Origin of the sequence: Rhizobium sp. BK060, assembly GCF_014193145.1 — a bacterium.
In the GTDB taxonomy this organism is placed as follows: domain Bacteria; phylum Pseudomonadota; class Alphaproteobacteria; order Rhizobiales; family Rhizobiaceae; genus Rhizobium.
Genome location: NZ_JACHYW010000044.1, coordinates 17,260 through 37,493, shown reverse-complemented (window position 1 = coordinate 37,493; position 20,234 = coordinate 17,260). Strand labels below are relative to the sequence as shown.

The following is a 20,234-nucleotide window of genomic DNA, read 5'->3' as shown; positions in this document are numbered from 1 at the left end:
ACTTCCATCCTATCGGGGAACAACCACCTGCTCTTCAAGAGCGTGACCACTTCTGGCCATCAGGGGCGACTCGCTCCCGCGATTACCCCATGTGTGAACCGATGATGTCAACACGCTCGCGCAGAGAAGGAGCTTGACCGCAGCCCGTAATTGGTAACTGAACGCTTCAGTCCGCGGGAGCTTCCAATGCGTTCAAGGATTACCGCACTTCGATGTTGATAGCTTTGGGGCCCTTGCCCCTTTTATCTGGCTCCGTATCGAACGACACCTTTTGTCCTTCATGAAGAGATTGGATGCCAGAATCCTGAAGAGCCGAGATGTGTACGAACACATCGTTGCCACCGCCGTCGGGGCTTATAAAGCCAAACCCCTTGTCGGCATTGAAGAATTTGACTGTACCCGTTGGCATTGCTTACCTCATCAACTGCGAGACGGCTCCAACATGTAGCCGACGCTTGTCCTTCGCAAGCGAAAATACGCCTGCCGGATGTAATGCTGGTCGCGCCTATACAATTTGAAGCGGAGGTGAAGGTCGGCGTCCCTCCCAGGGAGCTGCGAGTGGCCAAGGCATGACCGCAGGTGACGCGATGCTGCCGGCGGTGGCGGCCAGCGGCCCAGATGCGATATGTCAACCAACCGAAACAAGAAGGCGTCTCGCCGTGCCGCGATCAAGGTCGATAAGAGCTCGGGGGATTTGCGATAAAATCGAGATCGTAGCGCGCGACTTTATCGGAAACAGTCTCGATTATACGCAACTTTGCTAGTCGAGCCGGCGGACATCTGCCTGCATCGCGACAGCCTTCGATCAGAACCGCCACGTCCTCGTCGTTCTTATGCCGATGATATTCGAAGAATACACAGCCCGGCTCATCGCGTGTAGACGCGACATGAGGCTCCATGGCGGCGAGGAACTCGTCCCGCATCCCCTGCCTGCAGGTCAGTCAGCCGGTTATGAACTTCATCGGCCATCTAACGCCGATAAGGCATCTATCAGCGCACCAGATTCGGCCGTCCAGCCGAATAACATCTCGATTGCGAGAAGCGACGCCTCGTGGTTGCTGCGGGGCGCATCGGCCGCGATCAACTCGGCCGTACAGTCCCTAAGCACAATGCAGCGGTAGTCACGGAACGTCGCGTCCCTGACCGTCGACTCAACGCATATGCTGGTCGTTGCACCAGTGAATATGAGCGTGTTGATCCGTTTGGCACGAAGAATGGTGTCAAACGACGTTTCGAAGAAAGCGCTGTATCGATGCTTGGAGACCACAACATCACCTTGTCGGGGCTCAAGTTCCGCGACGATTGCCGTATTCCAAGTATTGCGAACCAGAATTTGGCTTCGGATGCCGCTAGGTGCCTCCACTGTCGCGCCGATGTTCATGCGCCTGTGCTTGATCCGATGCGGGGAATCCTCGTTCCCCGCATCGGAGAGGTCGGAATTGTGTTCCTGCCGGGTGTAGACGACAAACAATCCCGCACGCCGTGCCGTCTCGAGCACCCGGGAAATCGGCTGAACGAGGGCCGCAATCGGCGCGACATCAAGGCCAGCACCGTCGAACATTCCTCCACGGCTACCGAAGTCATTCTGCATATCGATGACCACGACGGCCGTCCTGCGGGGGTCGAGGCTTATCGGCTCAGGCCTAGCGGTGATTGAGACTTGCGCATCCATTCCCAGCCCTCCCACATCGAGCGCGGCAACCATAGCACGGCGTGGGTGTATCGTCTGCTAGGCACCGACCGGTGCTTGCCGAAGGGACTTTTCAAACGCCCAAGATCTGACATCGAACAAGAGCGCCCGACGCTGTTTGAGTCGGGGGCTGATCCTATCGTTGTATTTCGACAAAGGTAGTCTGCGAAACTACAAACGTTTGCTGCGAAGGACACTCAGATCTTTGCCAGCGACTGCTCGAGATCAGCGATGATATCCTTTACGTCTTCGATGCCGACCGAAAGGCGAACGACGTCGGGACCGGCACCGGCGGCGATCCTTTGCTCGTCCGTCAATTGACGGTGCGTGGTCGACGCCGGATGGATCACGAGCGAGCGCGTATCGCCGATGTTGGCGAGATGCGAGAACAGCTCCAATCCCTCGACCAGCGTTTTGCCGGCCTCGTAGCCGCCCTTCACGCCGAAAGTGAAGACCGAACCGGCGCCCTTCGGCGAATAGCGCTGCTGTAGGGCGTAGTTCGGATCGTCTTCGAGGCCGGCATAGTTCACCCAGGCGATCTTGCTGTGTGCCTTCAACCACTTTGCGACAGCTATTGCATTATCGCTGTGGCGCTGCATGCGCAGCGGCAGCGTCTCGATGCCCGTCAGGATCAAGAACGCATTGAAGGGCGAGATGGCGGGGCCGAGATCGCGCAGACCGAGCACGCGGCAGGCGATGGCGAACGCGAAATTGCCGAAGGTCGAGTGCAAGACCACGCCATTATATTCCGGCCGCGGGGTGGACAGCATCGGATGATTGCCGGACTTCGACCAATCGAAGGTTCCGCCATCGACGATAATGCCGCCCATCGAATTGCCATGGCCGCCGAGGAACTTCGTCAGCGAGTGCACGACGATATCGGCGCCGTGTTCGATCGGCCGAATGAGGTAAGGGCTGGCCATGGTGTTGTCAACGATGAGCGGCAGGCCATGCTTGTGCGCCACCGCCGCGATCGCGGTAATGTCGACGAAGGTGCCGCCGGGATTGGCGAGGCTTTCGATGAAGATCGCCCGCGTCTTGTCATCGATCTGGCTTTCGAAGCTTGCCGGGTCGGCGGAATCCGCCCAGCGAACCTGCCAGCCGAAATTATCGAAGGCATGGCCGAACTGGTTGATCGAGCCTCCGTAGAGCCGCTTCGCGGCCACGAAGTTTTCGCCGGGGCGCATAAGCGTGTGGAAGACGATCATCTGCGCCGCATGGCCGGACGCAACGGCGAGCGCCGCAGTGCCGCCCTCGAGTGCCGCGACGCGCTCTTCGAGCACGGCCTGGGTCGGGTTCATGATACGCGTATAGATATTGCCGAATTGCTGCAGACCGAAAAGGGCTGCCGCATGATCGGAGTCGTTGAAGACATAAGCCGTCGTCTGATAAATCGGCGTCGCACGTGAGCCGGTCGCGGGGTCCGGCTGTGCTCCCGCATGGACTGCCAACGTATTGAAACCCGGACCGTTCTTGGCCATGAAGCCCTCCCATTTAGTGATCGAATGGCGGCGAGCATAGCCGACGGCCGCGAAAAGTTAATCGCGTTCCATTTCAACCCAGGCACGTTATTTGAAAAATCCAACCCGTCAGCGGGCGAGCCGTGGATACTCGATAGCGGGGCATCGATCCATGACGATTTTGATGCCGGCCGCCTCGGCCCTTGCCGCTGCCGCATCATCACGCACGCCAAGCTGCGCCCATATCACCTTCGGTCGCGGGTTCATTGCCAATGCCTCATCGACAACACCCGATAGATATTCCGAGGCCCGAAAGACCTCGACCATGTCCACCGGCACAGGGACATCGGCGAGCCGGGCGTAAACCGTTTGACCTTGGATCTGCTTGCCGGCCTGGCCTGGGTTCACAGGGATGACGTTGTATCCCCGTGACAGCAGATAGCCCATCACGCCATTGCTGGGTCGAGCGGGATTCGGCGACGCGCCGGTCAGGGCAATCGTCTTCACGGAACGCAGAATGTCGAGGATGTAGTCATCCTCATATTCATCGTGATTCAAGGGCTTCGGCCTCCGATAACAATCGCGTTTATTTCGCGGTTCGCTGAAACCAGCAGTGAGTTTCGGCGTATATAGGAATTAGGACGCCGAAGGAGGATGTTCCCATGAAAAAATTGGCTGCCGTGATCGCCTTCGTTATGGCTACCTCCCCGGCGCTGGCCATTTCGCGATACAATTCGCTCACGATAAGCTGTCAGGCCGCACGTGCAGCGATCCGCAATGAGGGCGCCGTGATTTTGCGGTATCCGTCGAAGCGGGTGCCCGGCATGACACTGTTCGACCGCTACATTCGCAACAGCAATTATTGCGACGTCAACAAATACGCGGAATGGACGACCATCCCGACCAAGGACAATCCGAGGTGCCGTGTCCTGAATTGTCAGAATATCGACAACCTGAACGGGATGTTTATCATCCCATATTACTCGCTGTAAAAGCGCACTCCTGCCATACCAAATCGTGACGCGCGAGGCCTTGCCGACACAACCGTGCGCGCTGCGGGATCCGGCTGAGCGGCGGATTCCGTGATGGCTTTGTCACACTCCTGCAAAATTCGACACGGAAGAGTCGGTGCCACCGTCAGTGTTCTATGTATATCCTGTATATGTTCACATATGTTCCCGCATATGTTAGCAACGCCTCATAGTTGAATAAGAGATAACCGAATAAACACTTCTGGTGTACGTTCCTCTTTTCCGGAAATTGCGATCCAGCATCTTCAGGTTGCCTGATATATGACAGGGCGTTGTTGCGCTCCGTCACGTCGTCAACCGGGATTGCTTTTTGCCGGCAACGGCGTAACAAGCATTTCACAATTGCTGTTTTCACACCGTCCGGTGGTCCTTTTTGCCGATCCACGTCATTCTGCTCGTTCTGTTTGGTGCGCTGCTGCACGCGACATGGAACGCCATGATCAAGGCGGGCACGGACAAGTCGCTGGATGCCAGCCTCATATCGGGAGGCGGCGCCGTTTGCGCCCTTCCCTTCCTGATGTTCCTGCCATTGCCGAATTCGGCGGCATGGCCCTTCATCGGCGCTTCGGCCGTCCTCCAGTTCGTGTATTTCCAGCTTGTCGCCGGCGCTTATCGTGCAGGCGACATCGGCCTCGTTTACCCGCTGATGCGCGGGTGCGCACCACTCTTGATTGCAGCCACCAGCGGTTTCATCCTGGATGAGAGGCTGTCGACAGGCGCGCTCATCGGTACGATGACGATCTGCACCGGTATTCTGACACTGGCCTTCGAGGCGCGAAAGGGCGGCGGACAAGCGATCCGGCTGGCGCTCGCCAATGCATGTGTCATCGCGACCTACACCTATGTGGACGGTATCGGCGCCCGTGTCTCCGGCAATGCGGTGTCGTATACGCTGTGGATGTCGCTGCTGCCGCCGATATTGCTCTTCGCCTGGGCGATCTCCAAGCGGGGTACTGTCGCAGTCGCCGTCCACGTCCGCTACAACTGGTGGCGCGGCCTAATCGGTGGTGGCGGATCGATTGCATCCTACGGCCTCGCACTTTGGGCGATGACCAAGGCGCCAATGGCAACTGTTGCGGCGCTGCGCGAGACGTCGATCCTCTTCGCGCTGCTGATCTCAGTGATCGTGCTGAAGGAAAAAGCCAGCCCGTGGCGCTATCTCGCCGGCGCAATCATCGCGCTCGGCGGACTGATCCTTAAACTCGGTTAGCTATTCGCCCGTCCACTGCGGCATGCGCTTGGAAAGGAAGGCTCCAATCCCCTCTTCGGCATCGGCCGTCAGCATGTTATCGACCATGACCTGAGCGGCGTAGCTGTAGGCTTCCTCGATCGGCATTTCGAGCTGGCGGTAGAACGCTTCCTTGCCGATCTTCAACGTCAGCGGCGATTTGCTCGCAATGACGGAGGCGTATTTGGTGACGACCTGCGTCAGGTATTGCTTCGGCACGATGCGGTTCACGAGGCCGAAATCCTTGGCGGTCGAGGCGTCGATCGTCTCGCCGGTGAGCAACATTTCCATCGCCTGCTTGCGATGCGCTGCCCGCGAGACCGCCACCATCGGCGTCGAGCAGAAGAGGCCGATATTGGCGCCCGGCGTGCAGAAAGTCGCCGTATCGGTGCAGATCGCAAGGTCGCAGGAGGCGACAAGCTGGCAGCCGGCGGCGGTGGCGAGCCCGTCGATCTCGGCAATAACAGGCTTCGGCAGGCGCGTGATCTCGAGCATGAGGTCGGCTGCCAGCGCGAAGGTTTCTTCGAAGAATGCCTCGCCGCCGTCCTCATCGGCCCGATGCGCAGTTAATTCCTTGAGGTCGTGACCTGCGGAAAAGACATTGCCCGTCGACGCGATGATGACTACGCGAACAGCAGCGTCATTCGCAGCGCTCTGGAGTTCACCGATCAGGGTTTCCATGACGGCGATCGAGAGTGCATTCGCAGGCGGATTGCTGAGCGTCAGCCGCAGGATGCCGTCGCTCAACTGCGGAATGACGAGCGCGCCCTCGCCGGCTTTGCTCGGGTCCTTCCGGAAGGATACGACTTCGGCCATGGTCTAACTCCCTGCATTGCTTTTTCATGCTAATTGTTCTGCCACAGGCGACAAGCAATTTCGAGGCAAAGTCATGCAACCGATCATGACGATCGACGAGCTCCACCATTTTCTGGATACGGATTTTCCACAGATCCACACGGATGGGCGCGTGTTCACGATTACCGATATCAAACCTGGCAGCGTCTCGATGCGGCTCGACCCAAGCGAGAGGCATTTGCGTCCTGGTGGCACCGTCTCTGGCCCCGCCCTCTTCACCCTAGCGGATGTAACGGCCTATGCGGCAGTACTCGCGCATATCGGGCCGGTTGCGCTGGCGGTTACGACCAATCTCAACATCAATTTCCTGCGCCTGCCGAAGCTTGTTCCAACGACATGCACCTGCAGGATTCTCAAGCTTGGCAAGCGGCTCGCCGTCATCGACGCCTCCGTTTTCCAGGAGAATGCAGATGAGCTGATCGCTCACGCGACTGCGACTTACTCTATCCCGCCACGTGAAATTTGAGGTACCAAAATACCACATAACTAACATATTGATTTTGCTTATGTATTTTTACGGTGCGCAAATCTGACAATATTGACCGCAGTCCGCTTTGCCTCTATACACACCGCCAGAAATGCAGCCTTTCCGGGCTGCTTTCTTTTTGGCGCGTCTTCGAACAGCCAAACCAAGCAACAAGAAACGCCCTCTCGCCTTCGGGCCGAGGGATCCAAAAGAGAGTAACAACTATGGCAACCTTCTCCCAGAAGCCTGCAGAGGTGGAGAAGAAGTGGGTCATCATCGACGCCGAAGGGCTCGTCGTTGGTCGTCTCGCTTCCATCATCGCTATGCGCCTGCGCGGCAAGCACAAGGCAACCTTCACGCCTCACGTTGACGACGGCGACAACGTTATCGTCATCAACGCCGACAAGGTCGTTTTCACCGGCAAGAAGTATTCCGACAAGGTTTACTACTGGCACACCGGTTATGCCGGCGGCATCAAGGAGCGTACCGCTCGCCAGATCATCGAAGGCCGCTTCCCGGAGCGCGTTCTCGAGAAGGCTGTTGAGCGCATGGTTCCGCGCGGCCCGCTCGGCCGTCGTCAGATGAAGAACCTCCGCGTTTACGCTGGTTCCAATCATCCTCATGAAGCACAGCAGCCTGTCGTTCTCGACGTCGCAAAGCTGAACAAGAAGAACGTAAGGAGCGCCTAAGAATGGCTGACCTCTCCTCCCTGAAGGATCTCGGCACGTCCGAAGCAGCTGCTGCTCCGGTTCACGTCCGCAAGGTCGACTCGCTTGGCCGTTCCTACGCAACCGGCAAGCGCAAGAACGCTGTTGCTCGTGTATGGGTCAAGCCGGGCTCCGGCAAGATCGTCGTCAACGGCAAGGAATTCACGGAATACTTCGCGCGCCCGGTTCTGCAGATGATTCTGCGTCAGCCGATCGTCGCGGCTGCCCGTGACGGCCAGTTCGACATCGTTGCAACGGTTGCTGGCGGCGGCCTCTCCGGCCAGGCCGGTGCCGTTCGTCACGGTCTTTCCAAGGCTCTCACCTACTTCGAGCCGGGCCTGCGCTCGGTCCTGAAGAAGGGTGGCTTCCTGACCCGCGACAGCCGCGTTGTTGAACGTAAGAAGTACGGTAAGGCCAAGGCCCGCCGTTCGTTCCAGTTCTCCAAGCGTTAATCACTTCGGAATACGGGAATGCGAAGGCCGGGCTCTTGCCCGGCCTTTTCTGTTGGCGGCCGCTTGAAGCGGCTCGTTCCCTTGCCAGTTCTACTGCATTCTATCTATGCGCTTCACGCGCAGGCCAAGGGAGGCAGGAATGACCAAGCAAGCAATCTATGTCGAACTGAAAGCAAGATCCGGCAAGGAAGAAGAAGTGGCTACGTTCTTGAAAAGCGCACAGGCTCTTGTCGCGCAGGAGCCTGGCACGGTGGCATGGTTTGCCGTTCGCTACGACCAGAGCACATTCGCCATCTTCGATGCCTTCGATGACGAGGCAGGCAGACAGGCGCATTTGAATGGCAAAGTGGCCGCGGCGCTGATGGCCCGAGCCGAGGAACTGCTGGCCGAGGCTCCGCAGTTGAGGACTCCCGAAGTCCTGGCGGACAAGTTGCCGGGCTAGACCAGCCTTGGCCAAGCGACCGGCTTTGCCCATTCGGTTTGAGATTTGTTTCTGGTAGGCATAGCGGACAAAACACTCTCGAGGAGAATCTCTTGGCCAACAAGTCGATCGATCATGCTTTTACGGCTACGAACCTGACCTCGGCAGCCAGCGACCCGACCTTTGCCGGCGCGCTATCGTTCATGCGCCGCCGTTTTACCAAGGACCTGACCGGCGTGGATGCCGTGGTCTGGGGTATTCCCTTCGATGCCGCGACCTCCAATCGGCCGGGGACGCGATTCGGGCCGCAGGCGATACGGCGTGCGTCGGCGATCTTCGATAACGACCCGCAGTATCCCTTCAAGCGGGATCTTTTTGCCGATATGGCCGTGATCGACTACGGCGACTGCCTGCTCGACTACGGCAACCACCACGAGACGCCGGCCGCGATCGAGCGGCAGGCCAAGACGATCATCGATAGCGGCGCGTTCATGCTGACCCTCGGCGGCGACCATTTCGTCACCTGGCCGATCCTCAAAGCGCATGCCGCCAAGCACGGGCCGCTGGCTCTCGTCCAGTTCGACGCGCATCAGGACACCTGGTTTGACGACAACAGACGGATCGACCACGGCTCGTTTGTCGCGCGGGCTGCGCGAGACGGCATCATCGATCCGGATCGTTCTATCCAGATCGGTATCCGCACCCATGCGCCCGAGGATTTCGGCATTCATATTCTCTATGGTCATCAACTGGAGGAGATGAGCGCGGGAGACATCGCCTCGACGATCATCTCGCATACCCGTGGGGCGCCATCTTATCTGACCTTCGATATCGATTGCCTCGATCCCGCCTATGCGCCCGGCACGGGAACGCCGGTGTCGGGCGGTCCCTCGAGCGCCAAAATCCTCTCAATTTTGCAGCGCCTCCACCAACTGGACATCAGGGGCGCCGACGTCGTCGAGGTCTCGCCGCCCTACGACCATGCGGATATCACTGCCATTGCGGGGGCGACGGTCGCGATGTATATGCTGGGGCTGCATGCCGAGCGCCGCGCGAGCGCGTCACGCGGCTGACTCATCCTTCTTACAAAGTGATTCCGGACTTCTTTCTAACCTATTGAAAGTGTGAGCAAGACAATGGCACCGAAGATCTTCATCGATGGCGAACACGGCACGACGGGCTTGCAGATCCGCACGCGCATGGCCGGTCGTCGCGATGTCGAGCTTCTGTCGATCCCGGAATCGGAGCGTCGCAATGCCGCGATGCGCGAGGATATGCTGAACGACGCCGACATCGCCATTCTCTGCCTACCGGACGACGCTTCGAAGGAAGCCGTGCACATGGTCTCGGGCAACAACAATGTCCGCGTCATCGACACCTCCACGGCGTTCCGCGTCAATCCTTCCTGGGCCTACGGCTTTGCGGAAATGGATAAGGAGCAGGCAGAGAAGATCAAGTTCGCGCGCTTCGTCGCCAATCCGGGCTGCTACCCGACCGGTGCGATCGGCCTCATTCGGCCGCTGCGCGCTGCGAGCATCCTGCCTGATGCCTACCCGGTCACGGTCAATGCAGTCTCCGGCTACACTGGCGGCGGCAAGCAGATGATTGCGCAGATGGAGGATCAGAGCCGCGACGATGCAATCCCCGCGCCACATTTCCTTTATGGCCTGACGCTGACGCACAAGCACGTACCTGAGATGAAGATTCACGGCCTACTCGATCGCGAGCCGATCTTCTCGCCGTCGGTCGGCAAGTTCCCGCAGGGCATGATCGTTCAGGTGCCGCTGCATCTCGGCCATCTGGCCGAAGGCACGACGCTCGAAAACATCCACGCTGCTCTCGTGGCCCACTACGCGGGTCAGGACATCGTGACTGTTGTGCCGCTGGAAGAGAGCCGCAAGCTCCCCCGTATCGATGCCGTCGAGCTTGCCGGCAAGGACACGATGAAGCTCTTCGTGTTCGGCACGCCGGGCGCTTCGCAGGTCAATCTCGTGGCGTTGCTCGACAACCTCGGTAAGGGTGCGTCGGGAGCGGCTGTCCAGAACATGGACCTGATGCTCGCCTCGTAATCCCGGAACTGATCGATGTCGCTTGATACGCTGCAGGCGAACACGAGCGCGTGGTTTGTCGCCTCCTTGCCGGATCATGGCATTTTATCACTTGTCGTCATCGCTTTCATTGCGGGACTGGCGCGCGGCTTCTCGGGGTTCGGGGCGGCGCTGATCTTCATTCCGCTTGGCGGCGCAATCATCGGTCCGAAGCTGATTTCGCCGGTCCTGCTTGTCATAGACGGCCTTGCGACGCTGGGTATGATCCCTCCAGCCTGGCGCAGCGCCAGCCGGCGCGAAGTCTTCACCATGGCTGCGGGCGCGGTGCTGGGCGTGCCCGCCGGTACGGCAGCTCTGGCGTGGGTGGATCCCCTGACATTGCGCTGGGCGATCACGGCGATTGCGATTTGCCTGCTTGCATTGCTTGTTTCCGGGTGGCGATACCATGGCGAACCACGGACATCGCTGACCTCCATCACGGGTCTCGTTGCCGGCCTCTTCAGCGGCGCCGCTCAGCTCGGCGGGCCGCCGGTCGTCGCCTACTGGCTGGGCGGCAAGGCCAATTTTGCCCGGGTGCGGGCGAACATCATTCTATATTTCGGGATCTCAACCTGCTTCAGCGTCGTCAGCTACCATTTCGGCGGGCTCTTTGTTCAAGCCGTCTTCGCTCTGACGATCGTGATCCTGCCGAGTTATGCCGTCGGCCTATATGCCGGCTCGAAGCTGTTCGGTCTCGCCAAGGAAAGCACGTTCCGAACGATCGGCTATCTGCTGATCGCAGCCTCCGCCATCTTGGGAATGCCGGCGCTCGACGGGCTCCTCCGATAGGTCCAGCCTCTCAAAACAGCGGAGCGACGCGCGACACCGCCGGCCTCCGGATAGGAGCATCCGCACCTAGCGAGCCATCAGGGGCGAGCGCGCCTTCACGACCAGCGTGTCTCCTGGACCGTGCACGGCGGCAAAAAGCAAGCCGGCAAGGAAGGTGAAGTGATCGATAAAGAATCCGAACTCGGCTTGATTGCCGCTCCAGTGGCTTGGGCCATGGAACGCGAAAGCCAGAAAGACCACGTAGATTCCGGCCAGAACCGAGGCTTCCGAGAAGAAGGCTCCTGTCAGGAATGCCAGCGTCAAGCCAAGCTCGAAGAAAGCCGCTACCCACGCCAGAAAGAGTGGGAAGGGAAAGCCTGCCGCGGCGATATAGCTTGCCGTGGACTGCATATCCATGAACTTGAAGCTCATGGCTATCGCGAACACGGCTGCGAAGATCAGTCGCGCCAGCAGAATTGCAATTGTCTTGCTCATGTCATCTCTCCCTCGGCCCAAAGCCGTTCAGCATCATTGTCCAGATTTCCGGCTTCCTGCATCTGCACTTGCCGATGCCGTCAGCTTTCCCCCAAAGGACGCCGCAAGATGTTCCCTCCCGACAAGCGGCCGCCATTCTTTCAACTGAACGATCGTGAGGCGCATCAGGTCCAAGCCAGGTGATCGGCCAGCACATCATCGACAACCTGCCACGACTTCTCGACGTCTACGGGATTTGCGCCGGCCATGTCGGCGACGACTATCAGGGCCTTCCATAACGTCCATCCGCGGCCGCGCGCCCACGTCCCCGCATCCAGAGGGCGTGCATTGCGAAAGACCTCACGGCTTCGCCCCTCGAACAGGTGCCAGGCGATCGCGAGATCGCAGGCAGGGTCGCCAACGCCCGACGTTCCGAAATCGATGACGGCATCGAGCCGACCGTTCTTTACCAGAAGGTTGCCATAGGCCACGTCGCCATGGAACCAGACAGGCGCACTTTGCCAAGATGTTGAAAGCGCGGCTTCCCAAACCTCCTTTGCCAGTTGCGTGTCGATCCGGCCATCCAGCAGCACAAGCGCCTGGCGCGTTTGCGCGTCATACACATCCAGCGATCCGCCGCGAAAGAAGTTGTGCGAGCCGGGCGGAGGTCCTCCCGTGGCGTCGGATGCCTGCAGGGCATCGAGGAAGCCAGCCAGCGTGGTGGCGAACTCGCTGAGATCGTCGATGCGTTCCACCAGCGCCGTCTCACCGTCACGCCACTCGTAGATGGACCAGGGCCAGGGATAGGTCTCGTCCGGCCTTCCCATCGCCAGAGGCACGGGTATCGGCAGAGGCAGTTGCTGTGCAAGGATCGGCAGCCACCGGTGCTCCTTGGCGACCTGATCGGCATAGCGAGCAGCGCTCGGCAGCCGAACCGTCATCCCGGCGCCGAGGTGGAATGTCCTGTTGTCCCATCCGCCGAACTCAACGGGCCTGATCGGCAGAGCCGCCCACTCGGGAAATTGCGTGGCAATCAGCCGCCGCACGAGTGCGGCATCGATAACTGGGCCATCCATTGTCCTGACATTCCTCCCGGATAAGGGGATATATTGTTCGCGTTTCGGCGACGAGATCAACCCTGGGTTTGCCTTCGGCCCTGCGGACTTTGAATCAAGTTCCTAAGAAGATAATTCGGGATTTTCCAATAACCATCTGCAATTTCAGAAATTTTCTCCGGAGTGAATGCCTTCGGCGGGTCGCTCCTTTATGCGATTTCTATATCTGCGCACTTGCCCACGAATGGAATTCCTACCGTGAACGGCGTTAGCCTTCCCGTGAAATGCGAAGGTTGAAAGCTATGCGAGACTTCATGCTACGCAATGCCCCGATCACCCGCCCGCGCCGCCCTGCACCGAAACGACAGATGCGCGAGCGACGTACGGCCCAGGCGCTGATCCTGTTCGGCGTCATGCTTGCCGCAGTCGAACTCTACGTCATCCTAGGCGGCCTTTGACATGCCAGCAAACAAAGTATTGCGCCTCGGCGCCACAACGACGGCGCTTGTTACGCCGTTTCGTGACGGAGCGCTCGACCTTTCCGCGCTGGAACGACTTGCAGAGCGACAGATCCACGGTGGCGTTGACGGACTTGCTGTCTGCACACTGACCGGGGAAGGATCGACGCTCACCAGAAGCGAGCGCGCCGCAGTTATCCTTACCTGCGTCCGCGTCGCCGGCGGGCGTGTTCCCGTGATGCCGCAACCGGCACGAATGCGACGGCAAGCACGATCGCCTTGACGCGCGACGCTGAAGAACTGGGAGCAAGCGCGGCCCTTGTGACACTGCCCTACTATTCGAAGCCGGGACAAGAGGGGATTGTTGGCCACTTTACTCAGCTTGCGGCAGCAACGACCTTTCCCCTGATCGTGGAAAGCAACCCGCTGCGCACGGCAATCGATATGACCTCGCCGACGCTTGCTGCGCTCGCCCATATCCCATCAGTCGTCGGCCTGCTCCTTGCCGACGGCAGCGCCGCTGCACGCGCCTTGCAGCCGGACTGGCGTCAGCGCCTCTTGCTTCTTTCCGATTGCGACGCAACGGCCCTCTCGTTTCTGAACAGTGGTGGCAGCGGGATCATCTCGGCCGGTGCGAACGTGTGCCCGCGTTTGTATGCATCGCTGCAACAAGCGGCCCGCGGCGGCAACCTCTCGGCTGCGCGCTTGCTCGAGGATCGGCTCGCTGCGTTGACAGCGGCCTTGGGTGCCGAGAGCGACCCCGCAGCGATCAAACACGCCTTGCAGACTCTGCTGCAGACCGATCCGGAGGTCCGTCTGCCGCTTCTGGCTCTCGATGCCGATGAAAAGCTGTCGGTATCGCAAGCGCTGGCGCGCGCCTCCGACGCCCGCGATGTAGCTTTATCCATATGATATTTTTATATTTCTCGAGCTCGAACCAATGGAAGACGCATGCGAGCGCCATTAATTTCATGCGTGTGGCACTGCCCTGTTAGGGCAGAAGACAATTCGAAAGGAAAATCGATGCCCTCTCTTCAATCTGCTTCCGCAATCGAACCCCTCCAACGCCGGAGTTCAGCACGCTTTATCATCGGTCAGGATCGAAATGGTCGCTGGGTGGTGCAGGATCAAAGGGGGCTTGTCGGAGGCGTATTCATCAGTGAGTACGCCGCACGCCATTTCGCAGCCGACGAGTGTGACCATCATCCCGAGCAGATTTGCCGCGCCGCCGATGGCATCGTCCTGCAGTTCGGCGCGCTCGACCGGAGCGATAGCGAAATCCACTGACGTCGCCGCCAATGGCGAACGCTTCCTTAACTGGAATGCGCCTATGGTACGGGCACGAGACCAGCCACGCCGAAGACCGATGCCGAAACCGAATTTTCGTTTTACCCACTACGATCTCAACGAGCAGCGCGCCGGGACGATCATCGAGGTGACATTGAACGCGGTCGCGAATGTACGTCTGATGACGTCGCCGAACTATCAGCGCTTTACTGAAGTCCTCGACTTCAAATATGTCGGCGGCGTCGCGCGGAAATCTCCCATCCGTCTTTCCATTCCCGAGAGCGGCCACTGGCATCTCGTCGTAGATATGGAAGGCCATCACGGTCTTGCGGAATCAGCCGTCAAGCTCGTCGCCCCTGCAGGGCAGATGCGCGCATCCTGATCAACGCTGGTTGCGCTCTTTCCTGAGCTTCGCCCACCATTCAAGACGCTTGCGGATATCCCGCTCGAAACCACGCTCCGGCGGATCGTAGAAGGTCTGCCGGCCCATCTTTTCCGGGAAATAGTCCTGGCCGGAAAAGGCATCCAGCTCGTCATGATCATAGCGATAGCCCTCGCCGTAGCCCTCACCCTTCATCAGCTTCGTCGGCGCATTCAAGATGTGCTTCGGCGGCAGCAGAGAGCCATTCTGCTTGGCGGCCATCGTCGCGGCCTTGAAGGCTGTGTAGACGGCGTTCGACTTCGGTGCGGTAGCCAGATAGACGCAGGCCTGTGCCAGCGCCAGTTCGCCCTCAGGCGAACCGAGGTAGTCATAGGCATCCTTCGCGGCATTGCAGATTACCAGCGCCTGCGGATCGGCGAGGCCTATGTCTTCGACAGCCATACGAACCAGCCGCCGACCGAGATAGAGCGGATCCTCGCCGGCGTCGAACATGCGGGCGAGATAGTAAAGCGCGGCATCGGGATCGGAACCGCGAACGGATTTATGCAGTGCGGAGATGAGATTGTAATGCCCGTCCTGGGCCTTGTCATAGACGGGAGCGCGGCGCTGCACAATGCGCGTCAGGCCTTCCGTGTCGAAGGTCTCTTTCTCGCGCGCAGCACGCCATACTTCCTCCGCAAGTGTCAGCACGGCGCGTCCGTCACCGTCCGCCATTCGCAACAGACTTGCACGCGCATCGTCCGTCAGCGGCAGCGCTTTGCCCTCCGCCGCTTCGGCACGCTTCAGCAACTCCTCGAGGCTTTCATCGTCGTGTGACTTGAAGGTCAGCACGCGTGCACGCGACAGCAAAGCCGCGTTGAGTTCGAACGACGGGTTCTCCGTAGTGGCGCCGACAAGGATGACGGTGCCGTCTTCCATGACAGGGAGGAAGCTATCCTGCTGTGCCCTATTGAACCGATGGATTTCGTCGACAAAAAGCAACGTCTGCCGGCCGTCCATCCGCCGCAGGCGCGCAGCTTCGAATACCTTCTTGAGATCCGCCACACCGGAAAAGATGGCCGAGATCTGCTCGAATGCCAGGCCAGCTTCGCCCGACAGCAATCGGGCAACGGTCGTCTTGCCGGTCCCGGGCGGCCCCCAGAAAATCATTGAGCCGAGCGAACCGCTCTCGATCATGCGCCGCAATACGCCATCCTCGCCGGTCAGATGCTCCTGACCGGTCACTTCCGAAAGCGTGCGTGGCCGCAGGCGATCGGCAAGAGGCCGCCGATTGGCGACCTCCTCGGGAATACGCGGTGCAAATAGATCGTCACTCATCGGAAGAACTGTCTAATGCGTTGGCCGTCGCGCTCGATCTCGACGCGCCAGAAGCTCGGATCCTCGTCGGCGATCCCGGCAAGCTCCTTCGTGTTTTTCACTTCCGTGCCGTTAATCGAAATGATGATGTCCTTCGGCTCAAAGCCGAGGCGAGCGGCAAGGGAATCCTCTTTCACCTCGGAAACAACGACGCCGGTGGATTCGGACGGCATACGAAGCTCATCGGCGACGCGAGGCGACAGGTTTTCGACCACGGCGCCGGTAAAGGGCGTGCGGCCTCCAATCGTGCGTTGATCGCGTGGTGCCGTCTCGGGCGCTCTGGCGAGCGCCAGCGGGATCTGCTGCTCGTGGCCGTTCTCAAGCACGGTCAATTGGACCGATTTGCCAAGCCCTGCCGTTGTCACGCGATAGAGAAGCGCATCCGGGTGCTCGACCGCAATGCCATCGACGGCGGTCACGATTTGACCTGCCTTCAATCCGGCTTTTGCGGCCGGGCTGCCATCGGTCACCTTGACGACGAGAGCGCCCCGCGCCTTGTTAAGCCCGAGCGCTTCGGCAACCTCGGATGTCACCGCATCGAACGTGGCGCCGACATAAGGGCGCTCGAAGGATTTTACGCCGGCATCGGCCGAGGCAAGGAACACCTTGACCAGATTGGCCGGGATTGCAAAGCCGATGCCGTTCGAGCCGCCGCCGCGCGAAAAGATCGCCGTGTTGATGCCGATCAACTCGCCCTTCATGTTCATCAGCGCACCGCCGGAATTGCCGGGGTTGATCGACGCGTCGGTCTGGATGAAGAAACCGAACTCGTTCTTGACGACCTGATTGCGTGCCAGCGCCGAGACGATGCCGCTCGTGACCGTTTGGCCAACACCGAAGGGATTGCCGATCGCCAGCACGAGATCGCCGACTTCGACGGCATCGGAATTGCCGAGCGGAAGTGTCGGGAAACTTTCCTTCGTATCGACCTTGAGAACCGCGAGATCGACACGGTCATCCCTCAAGACGACCTTGCACGGAAATTCCCGCCCGTCGGAGAGTGCAACCTTGATATCATCGGCGCCTTCCACGACGTGATTGTTGGTGACGATCGTTCCGTTCGCTTCAACGATGACGCCGGATCCCAACGACGATTGCTTCTCGCTACGGTTCGGCATCTGCTGACCGAAGAACTCCTCGAAGAAGGGATCGCCGGCAAAGGGAGACTGCCTGCGGACCGTCTTCTCCGCATAGACGTTTACGACGGCGCCGGACGTTTGTTTGACCAGCGGCGCAAAGGAAAGCTGCATTTCCATCTGGCTCTGCGGCACAGTCTTGGCCGTCTGAGCGTTAGCGGAAACCGGCAGCGCGAGCACTAAAGCCATGAGAGGCAGGGCGGCGCGCTTCAACAGGTCATGCATGGGGAGTCCTTCTGAAATTCTCTTGTGAACACGTTTTAGCGCCGGACGCTAGAAAGGAAAGAGGGCGGAAGCATGGAAGAGTAAGGCAGCTCACGAACTGCTGATCACGCCTCTCAAACTGATTCAGGAAGGAGTTCCATGCGACTGATATCTAAGGGCAAAGGAAGATCATAGTCACCCATGGGAGACATCCTGACTCTACGGATGGCAGCTTACGACCAGCCCTTCTCGGATGGCTCCGTTCTTGCCGAAGCCATGGTGTGCATCATCTACCCATCGCAGATCCAAAGCCAATGGACAGGAACTCATGCATGGGACGTTTCCGCGGCACACTTCTCCCTTTCGCGACATTTATCCTTTGCACGGGCCTAGCCAGCGCTTCCCATGCCGCGAGCTTCGACTGCGAGGCCAAAGAGTTGAAGCCGGACGAAAAGGTGATCTGCGAGAACCGCGCACTGAACGACGCCGATGTGAAGATGGTGACGACCTTCGATCTGCTGTCCGGGCTGATGGCCATGGGCTCGCGCGGCACCTTGCAGGATGAGCAAACGGCCTGGCTGAAAAAGCGCCAGGAATGCGCCGCAGACGCTGCCTGCATCAAGGCCGCCTATGACGAGCGCCTGAAACAGCTGGACGAAACCTACAAAAAAATAAACCGGCCGCTTTAGCGACCGGTCCATTTTACATTCGCTTTTGATACGGAGACTTAGCGGCTGCCTAGGTCGCGCACCGCGCCGCGGTCGGCGCTGGTTGCGAAGGCCGCATAGGCCTTCAGCGCGGTCGTGACGTTGCGCTTGCGATGTTCAGCCGGATGCCAGCCCCTCTCCTCCTGCTCGGCGCGGCGGTTCGCCAGCTCCTTGTCATCGACGCGCAGGCTGATGATGCGGTTCGGGATGTCGATGTCGATCGTGTCGCCCTCGCGAACCAGGCCGATCGTGCCGCCGTTTGCGGCTTCCGGCGAGACGTGACCGATGGAAAGGCCGGAGGTGCCGCCAGAGAAGCGTCCGTCGGTGATCAGCGCGCAGGCCTTGCCGAGACCCTTCGACTTCAGGTAGCTCGTCGGATAGAGCATTTCCTGCATGCCGGGACCGCCCTTCGGGCCTTCGTAGCGGATAACGACGACATCGCCGGCGACAACTTCGTTCGAGAGGATGGCCTTCACCGCCGCGTCCTGGCTTTCGTAAACCTTGGCCGGACCGGAGAACTTCAGGATCGATTCGTCGACACCCGCCGTCTTCACGATGCAGCCGTCTAGCGCGAGGTTACCCTTGAGAACCGCAAGGCCGCCATCCTTCGAGAACGGATGTTCCACAGAACGGATAACGCCCTTTTCACGGTCCATGTCGAGTTCGTCCCAGCGTGCCTCCTGGCTGAAGGCAACCTGGGTCGGGACGCCGCCGGGTGCTGCACGATAGAACTTGCGGACGGTCTCGCTGTTGGTGCGGGTGATGTCCCAGCGGTCGATCGCGTCGCCGAGCGTTTCGGCATGGACCGTCGGGCACTCGCGGTTGAGCAGGCCACCCTTATCCAGTTCGCCCAGAATCGACATGATGCCGCCGGCACGGTGAACGTCTTCCATGTGGACGTCGTTCTTTGCCGGCGCGACCTTGGAGAGGCAAGGAACGCGGCGCGACAGCGCGTCGATGTCGGCCATCGTGAAATCGATCTCGCCTTCGTGCGCGGCCGCCAGGATGTGCAGAACCGTATTCGTCGAGCCGCCCATGGCGATATCGAGCGCCATCGCGTTCTCGAAGGCCTGTTTGGAGGCAATCGTGCGCGGCAGAGCCTTGACGTCGTCCTGCTCGTAGTAGCGGCGGGCGAGATCGACGATCAGGTGACCAGCCTCGACGAACAGGCGCTTGCGGTCGGCATGCGTTGCGAGCGTCGAGCCGTTGCCGGGCAGCGACAGGCCAAGCGCTTCCGTCAGGCAGTTCATGGAATTGGCGGTGAACATACCCGAGCAAGAGCCACAGGTCGGACAGGCAGACCGCTCGATCACCTTGACGTCTTCGTCGCTGATCTTGTCATCGGCGGCCGCGACCATAGCGTCGACGAGATCGAGCGCGTGGGTCTTGCCGTGCAGGACAACCTTGCCGGCTTCCATCGGGCCGCCGGAAACGAAAACCGTGGGGATGTTGAGGCGGAGCGAGGCCATCAGCATGCCGGGGGTGATCTTGTCGCAGTTCGAGATGCAGACCATTGCGTCGGCGCAATGGGCATTGACCATGTATTCAACGCTGTCGGCGATCAGTTCGCGAGACGGCAGCGAATAGAGCATGCCGTCATGGCCCATGGCGATACCGTCGTCGACGGCAATGGTGTTGAACTCCTTGGCGACGCCACCGGCGGCTTCGATTTCGCGGGCGACGAGCTGGCCGAGGTCCTTGAGGTGGACGTGGCCGGGCACGAACTGGGTGAAGGAATTCACCACCGCAATGATCGGCTTGCCGAAGTCCGAATCCTTCATGCCCGTGGCGCGCCAAAGGCCGCGCGCACCCGCCATGTTGCGGCCATGGGTCGTGGTTCTGGAACGATAAGCTGGCATTGGTGTATTCCTCACGCGTCGGAAATCGTTAGCGATGCGGGGCGGCAACGGGATTGTGCGGCCGGGCTATTGCTGCTTTTTGGAATTGTCCTAATCCAAACGACCTGTACTGTCACTACCGGGAAGCCCAAAACCGGTACGCCTGCGCCGC

General features: G+C 59.8%; 24 protein-coding genes and 1 pseudogene. 14 read left to right on the top strand and 11 right to left on the bottom strand.

Annotation, left to right across the window (positions count from 1 at the left end; all coding sequences use genetic code 11):
• Positions 1 to 199: 199 nt before the first annotated feature.
• From FHT71_RS29915 to FHT71_RS29895, 5 genes are all read right to left on the bottom strand, one after another.
• Positions 200 to 409 carry a cold-shock protein gene (locus tag FHT71_RS29915; RefSeq protein ID WP_007792156.1) on the bottom strand — a complete coding sequence of 70 codons (210 nt, stop codon included), beginning with the start codon at positions 407 to 409 and terminating at the stop codon, positions 200 to 202.
• Positions 410 to 668: 259 nt separating this feature from the next.
• On the bottom strand, positions 669 to 923 hold the full coding sequence (locus tag FHT71_RS29910) for an antibiotic biosynthesis monooxygenase (protein ID WP_281040990.1): 255 nt from the start codon (positions 921 to 923) through the stop codon (positions 669 to 671).
• A gap of 35 nt (positions 924 to 958) precedes the next feature.
• Positions 959 to 1,672 carry a cysteine hydrolase gene (locus FHT71_RS29905; protein ID WP_183723127.1) on the bottom strand — a complete coding sequence of 238 codons (714 nt, stop codon included), beginning with the start codon at positions 1,670 to 1,672 and terminating at the stop codon, positions 959 to 961.
• Between the two features lie 215 nt (positions 1,673 to 1,887).
• Entirely contained in the window at positions 1,888 to 3,171 is a 1,284-nt protein-coding gene (locus FHT71_RS29900) for an O-acetylhomoserine aminocarboxypropyltransferase (RefSeq protein ID WP_183723125.1), read from the bottom strand.
• Between the two features lie 108 nt (positions 3,172 to 3,279).
• Positions 3,280 to 3,708: a CoA-binding protein gene (locus FHT71_RS29895; protein ID WP_007792168.1), complete on the bottom strand. Its 429-nt coding sequence runs from the start codon at positions 3,706 to 3,708 to the stop codon at positions 3,280 to 3,282.
• A gap of 104 nt (positions 3,709 to 3,812) precedes the next feature.
• Here FHT71_RS29895 and FHT71_RS29890 point away from each other — a divergent pair, with 104 nt between their 5' ends.
• Both FHT71_RS29890 and FHT71_RS29885 read left to right on the top strand, forming a co-directional pair.
• Positions 3,813 to 4,142: a hypothetical protein gene (locus tag FHT71_RS29890; protein WP_007792171.1), complete on the top strand. Its 330-nt coding sequence runs from the start codon at positions 3,813 to 3,815 to the stop codon at positions 4,140 to 4,142.
• A 412-nt stretch (positions 4,143 to 4,554) separates the two neighbouring features.
• Positions 4,555 to 5,391 carry an EamA family transporter gene (locus FHT71_RS29885; protein ID WP_183723123.1) on the top strand — a complete coding sequence of 279 codons (837 nt, stop codon included), beginning with the start codon at positions 4,555 to 4,557 and terminating at the stop codon, positions 5,389 to 5,391.
• Here FHT71_RS29885 and FHT71_RS29880 read toward each other — a convergent pair whose 3' ends face one another.
• Positions 5,392 to 6,225, bottom strand: a complete 834-nt coding sequence (locus FHT71_RS29880) for an enoyl-CoA hydratase (RefSeq protein ID WP_132593950.1) — start codon at positions 6,223 to 6,225, stop codon at positions 5,392 to 5,394.
• 73 nt (positions 6,226 to 6,298) lie between these two features.
• On the opposite strand from FHT71_RS29880, the gene FHT71_RS29875 reads away from it, so the two are divergent.
• From FHT71_RS29875 to FHT71_RS29845, 7 genes are all read left to right on the top strand, one after another.
• Positions 6,299 to 6,730, top strand: coding sequence for a PaaI family thioesterase (locus FHT71_RS29875; RefSeq protein WP_007792179.1), 432 nt, complete (start codon positions 6,299 to 6,301; stop codon positions 6,728 to 6,730).
• Positions 6,731 to 6,954: 224 nt separating this feature from the next.
• Positions 6,955 to 7,419 carry a 50S ribosomal protein L13 gene (gene rplM / locus FHT71_RS29870; RefSeq protein WP_007531725.1) on the top strand — a complete coding sequence of 155 codons (465 nt, stop codon included), beginning with the start codon at positions 6,955 to 6,957 and terminating at the stop codon, positions 7,417 to 7,419.
• A gap of 2 nt (positions 7,420 to 7,421) precedes the next feature.
• A complete protein-coding gene (gene rpsI, locus FHT71_RS29865) occupies positions 7,422 to 7,889 on the top strand; it encodes a 30S ribosomal protein S9 (protein ID WP_007531723.1) in 468 nt (155 codons plus the stop codon).
• A 139-nt stretch (positions 7,890 to 8,028) separates the two neighbouring features.
• On the top strand, positions 8,029 to 8,331 hold the full coding sequence (locus FHT71_RS29860; protein ID WP_007792181.1) for an antibiotic biosynthesis monooxygenase: 303 nt from the start codon (positions 8,029 to 8,031) through the stop codon (positions 8,329 to 8,331).
• Between the two features lie 92 nt (positions 8,332 to 8,423).
• Positions 8,424 to 9,383, top strand: a complete 960-nt coding sequence (gene speB / locus FHT71_RS29855) for an agmatinase (protein ID WP_132593944.1) — start codon at positions 8,424 to 8,426, stop codon at positions 9,381 to 9,383.
• A 63-nt stretch (positions 9,384 to 9,446) separates the two neighbouring features.
• Complete coding sequence (gene argC, locus FHT71_RS29850) at positions 9,447 to 10,379, top strand: N-acetyl-gamma-glutamyl-phosphate reductase (protein WP_183723122.1); 933 nt, start codon at positions 9,447 to 9,449, stop codon at positions 10,377 to 10,379.
• A 15-nt stretch (positions 10,380 to 10,394) separates the two neighbouring features.
• Positions 10,395 to 11,186 carry a sulfite exporter TauE/SafE family protein gene (locus FHT71_RS29845; protein WP_183723120.1) on the top strand — a complete coding sequence of 264 codons (792 nt, stop codon included), beginning with the start codon at positions 10,395 to 10,397 and terminating at the stop codon, positions 11,184 to 11,186.
• A gap of 66 nt (positions 11,187 to 11,252) precedes the next feature.
• On the opposite strand, the gene FHT71_RS29840 is transcribed toward FHT71_RS29845, so the two are convergent.
• Complete coding sequence (locus FHT71_RS29840) at positions 11,253 to 11,660, bottom strand: DoxX family protein (RefSeq protein WP_132592296.1); 408 nt, start codon at positions 11,658 to 11,660, stop codon at positions 11,253 to 11,255.
• 164 nt (positions 11,661 to 11,824) lie between these two features.
• Complete coding sequence (locus FHT71_RS29835; RefSeq protein WP_183723118.1) at positions 11,825 to 12,715, bottom strand: aminoglycoside phosphotransferase family protein; 891 nt, start codon at positions 12,713 to 12,715, stop codon at positions 11,825 to 11,827.
• Between the two features lie 293 nt (positions 12,716 to 13,008).
• On the opposite strand from FHT71_RS29835, the gene FHT71_RS29830 reads away from it, so the two are divergent.
• The 4 genes and pseudogenes from FHT71_RS29830 to FHT71_RS29815 all read left to right on the top strand — a co-directional run bounded on the left by FHT71_RS29830 (position 13,009) and on the right by FHT71_RS29815 (position 14,821).
• Entirely contained in the window at positions 13,009 to 13,152 is a 144-nt protein-coding gene (locus tag FHT71_RS29830; protein ID WP_165933143.1) for a hypothetical protein, read from the top strand.
• 1 nt (position 13,153) lies between these two features.
• Positions 13,154 to 14,064: pseudogene (locus FHT71_RS29825) on the top strand (dihydrodipicolinate synthase family protein).
• Between the two features lie 111 nt (positions 14,065 to 14,175).
• On the top strand, positions 14,176 to 14,439 hold the full coding sequence (locus tag FHT71_RS32040) for a hypothetical protein (protein ID WP_081498991.1): 264 nt from the start codon (positions 14,176 to 14,178) through the stop codon (positions 14,437 to 14,439).
• Positions 14,440 to 14,518: 79 nt separating this feature from the next.
• Positions 14,519 to 14,821, top strand: coding sequence for a DUF1883 domain-containing protein (locus FHT71_RS29815; protein ID WP_007787720.1), 303 nt, complete (start codon positions 14,519 to 14,521; stop codon positions 14,819 to 14,821).
• Here FHT71_RS29815 and FHT71_RS29810 read toward each other — a convergent pair whose 3' ends face one another.
• Positions 14,822 to 16,138: a replication-associated recombination protein A gene (locus tag FHT71_RS29810; RefSeq protein WP_183723114.1), complete on the bottom strand. Its 1,317-nt coding sequence runs from the start codon at positions 16,136 to 16,138 to the stop codon at positions 14,822 to 14,824.
• Positions 16,135 to 17,538, bottom strand: coding sequence for a DegQ family serine endoprotease (locus FHT71_RS29805; protein WP_007787723.1), 1,404 nt, complete (start codon positions 17,536 to 17,538; stop codon positions 16,135 to 16,137). The genes FHT71_RS29810 and FHT71_RS29805 overlap by 4 nt, the downstream gene beginning before the upstream one ends.
• 311 nt (positions 17,539 to 17,849) lie before the next feature.
• On the opposite strand from FHT71_RS29805, the gene FHT71_RS29800 reads away from it, so the two are divergent.
• Positions 17,850 to 18,206, top strand: a complete 357-nt coding sequence (locus tag FHT71_RS29800) for a lysozyme inhibitor LprI family protein (RefSeq protein ID WP_007787724.1) — start codon at positions 17,850 to 17,852, stop codon at positions 18,204 to 18,206.
• Positions 18,207 to 18,244: 38 nt separating this feature from the next.
• Here FHT71_RS29800 and ilvD read toward each other — a convergent pair whose 3' ends face one another.
• Positions 18,245 to 20,083 (bottom strand): dihydroxy-acid dehydratase, encoded by a 1,839-nt coding sequence (gene ilvD / locus FHT71_RS29795; protein ID WP_007787725.1) that lies wholly within the window; start codon positions 20,081 to 20,083, stop codon positions 18,245 to 18,247.
• Positions 20,084 to 20,234 lie beyond the last annotated feature (151 nt).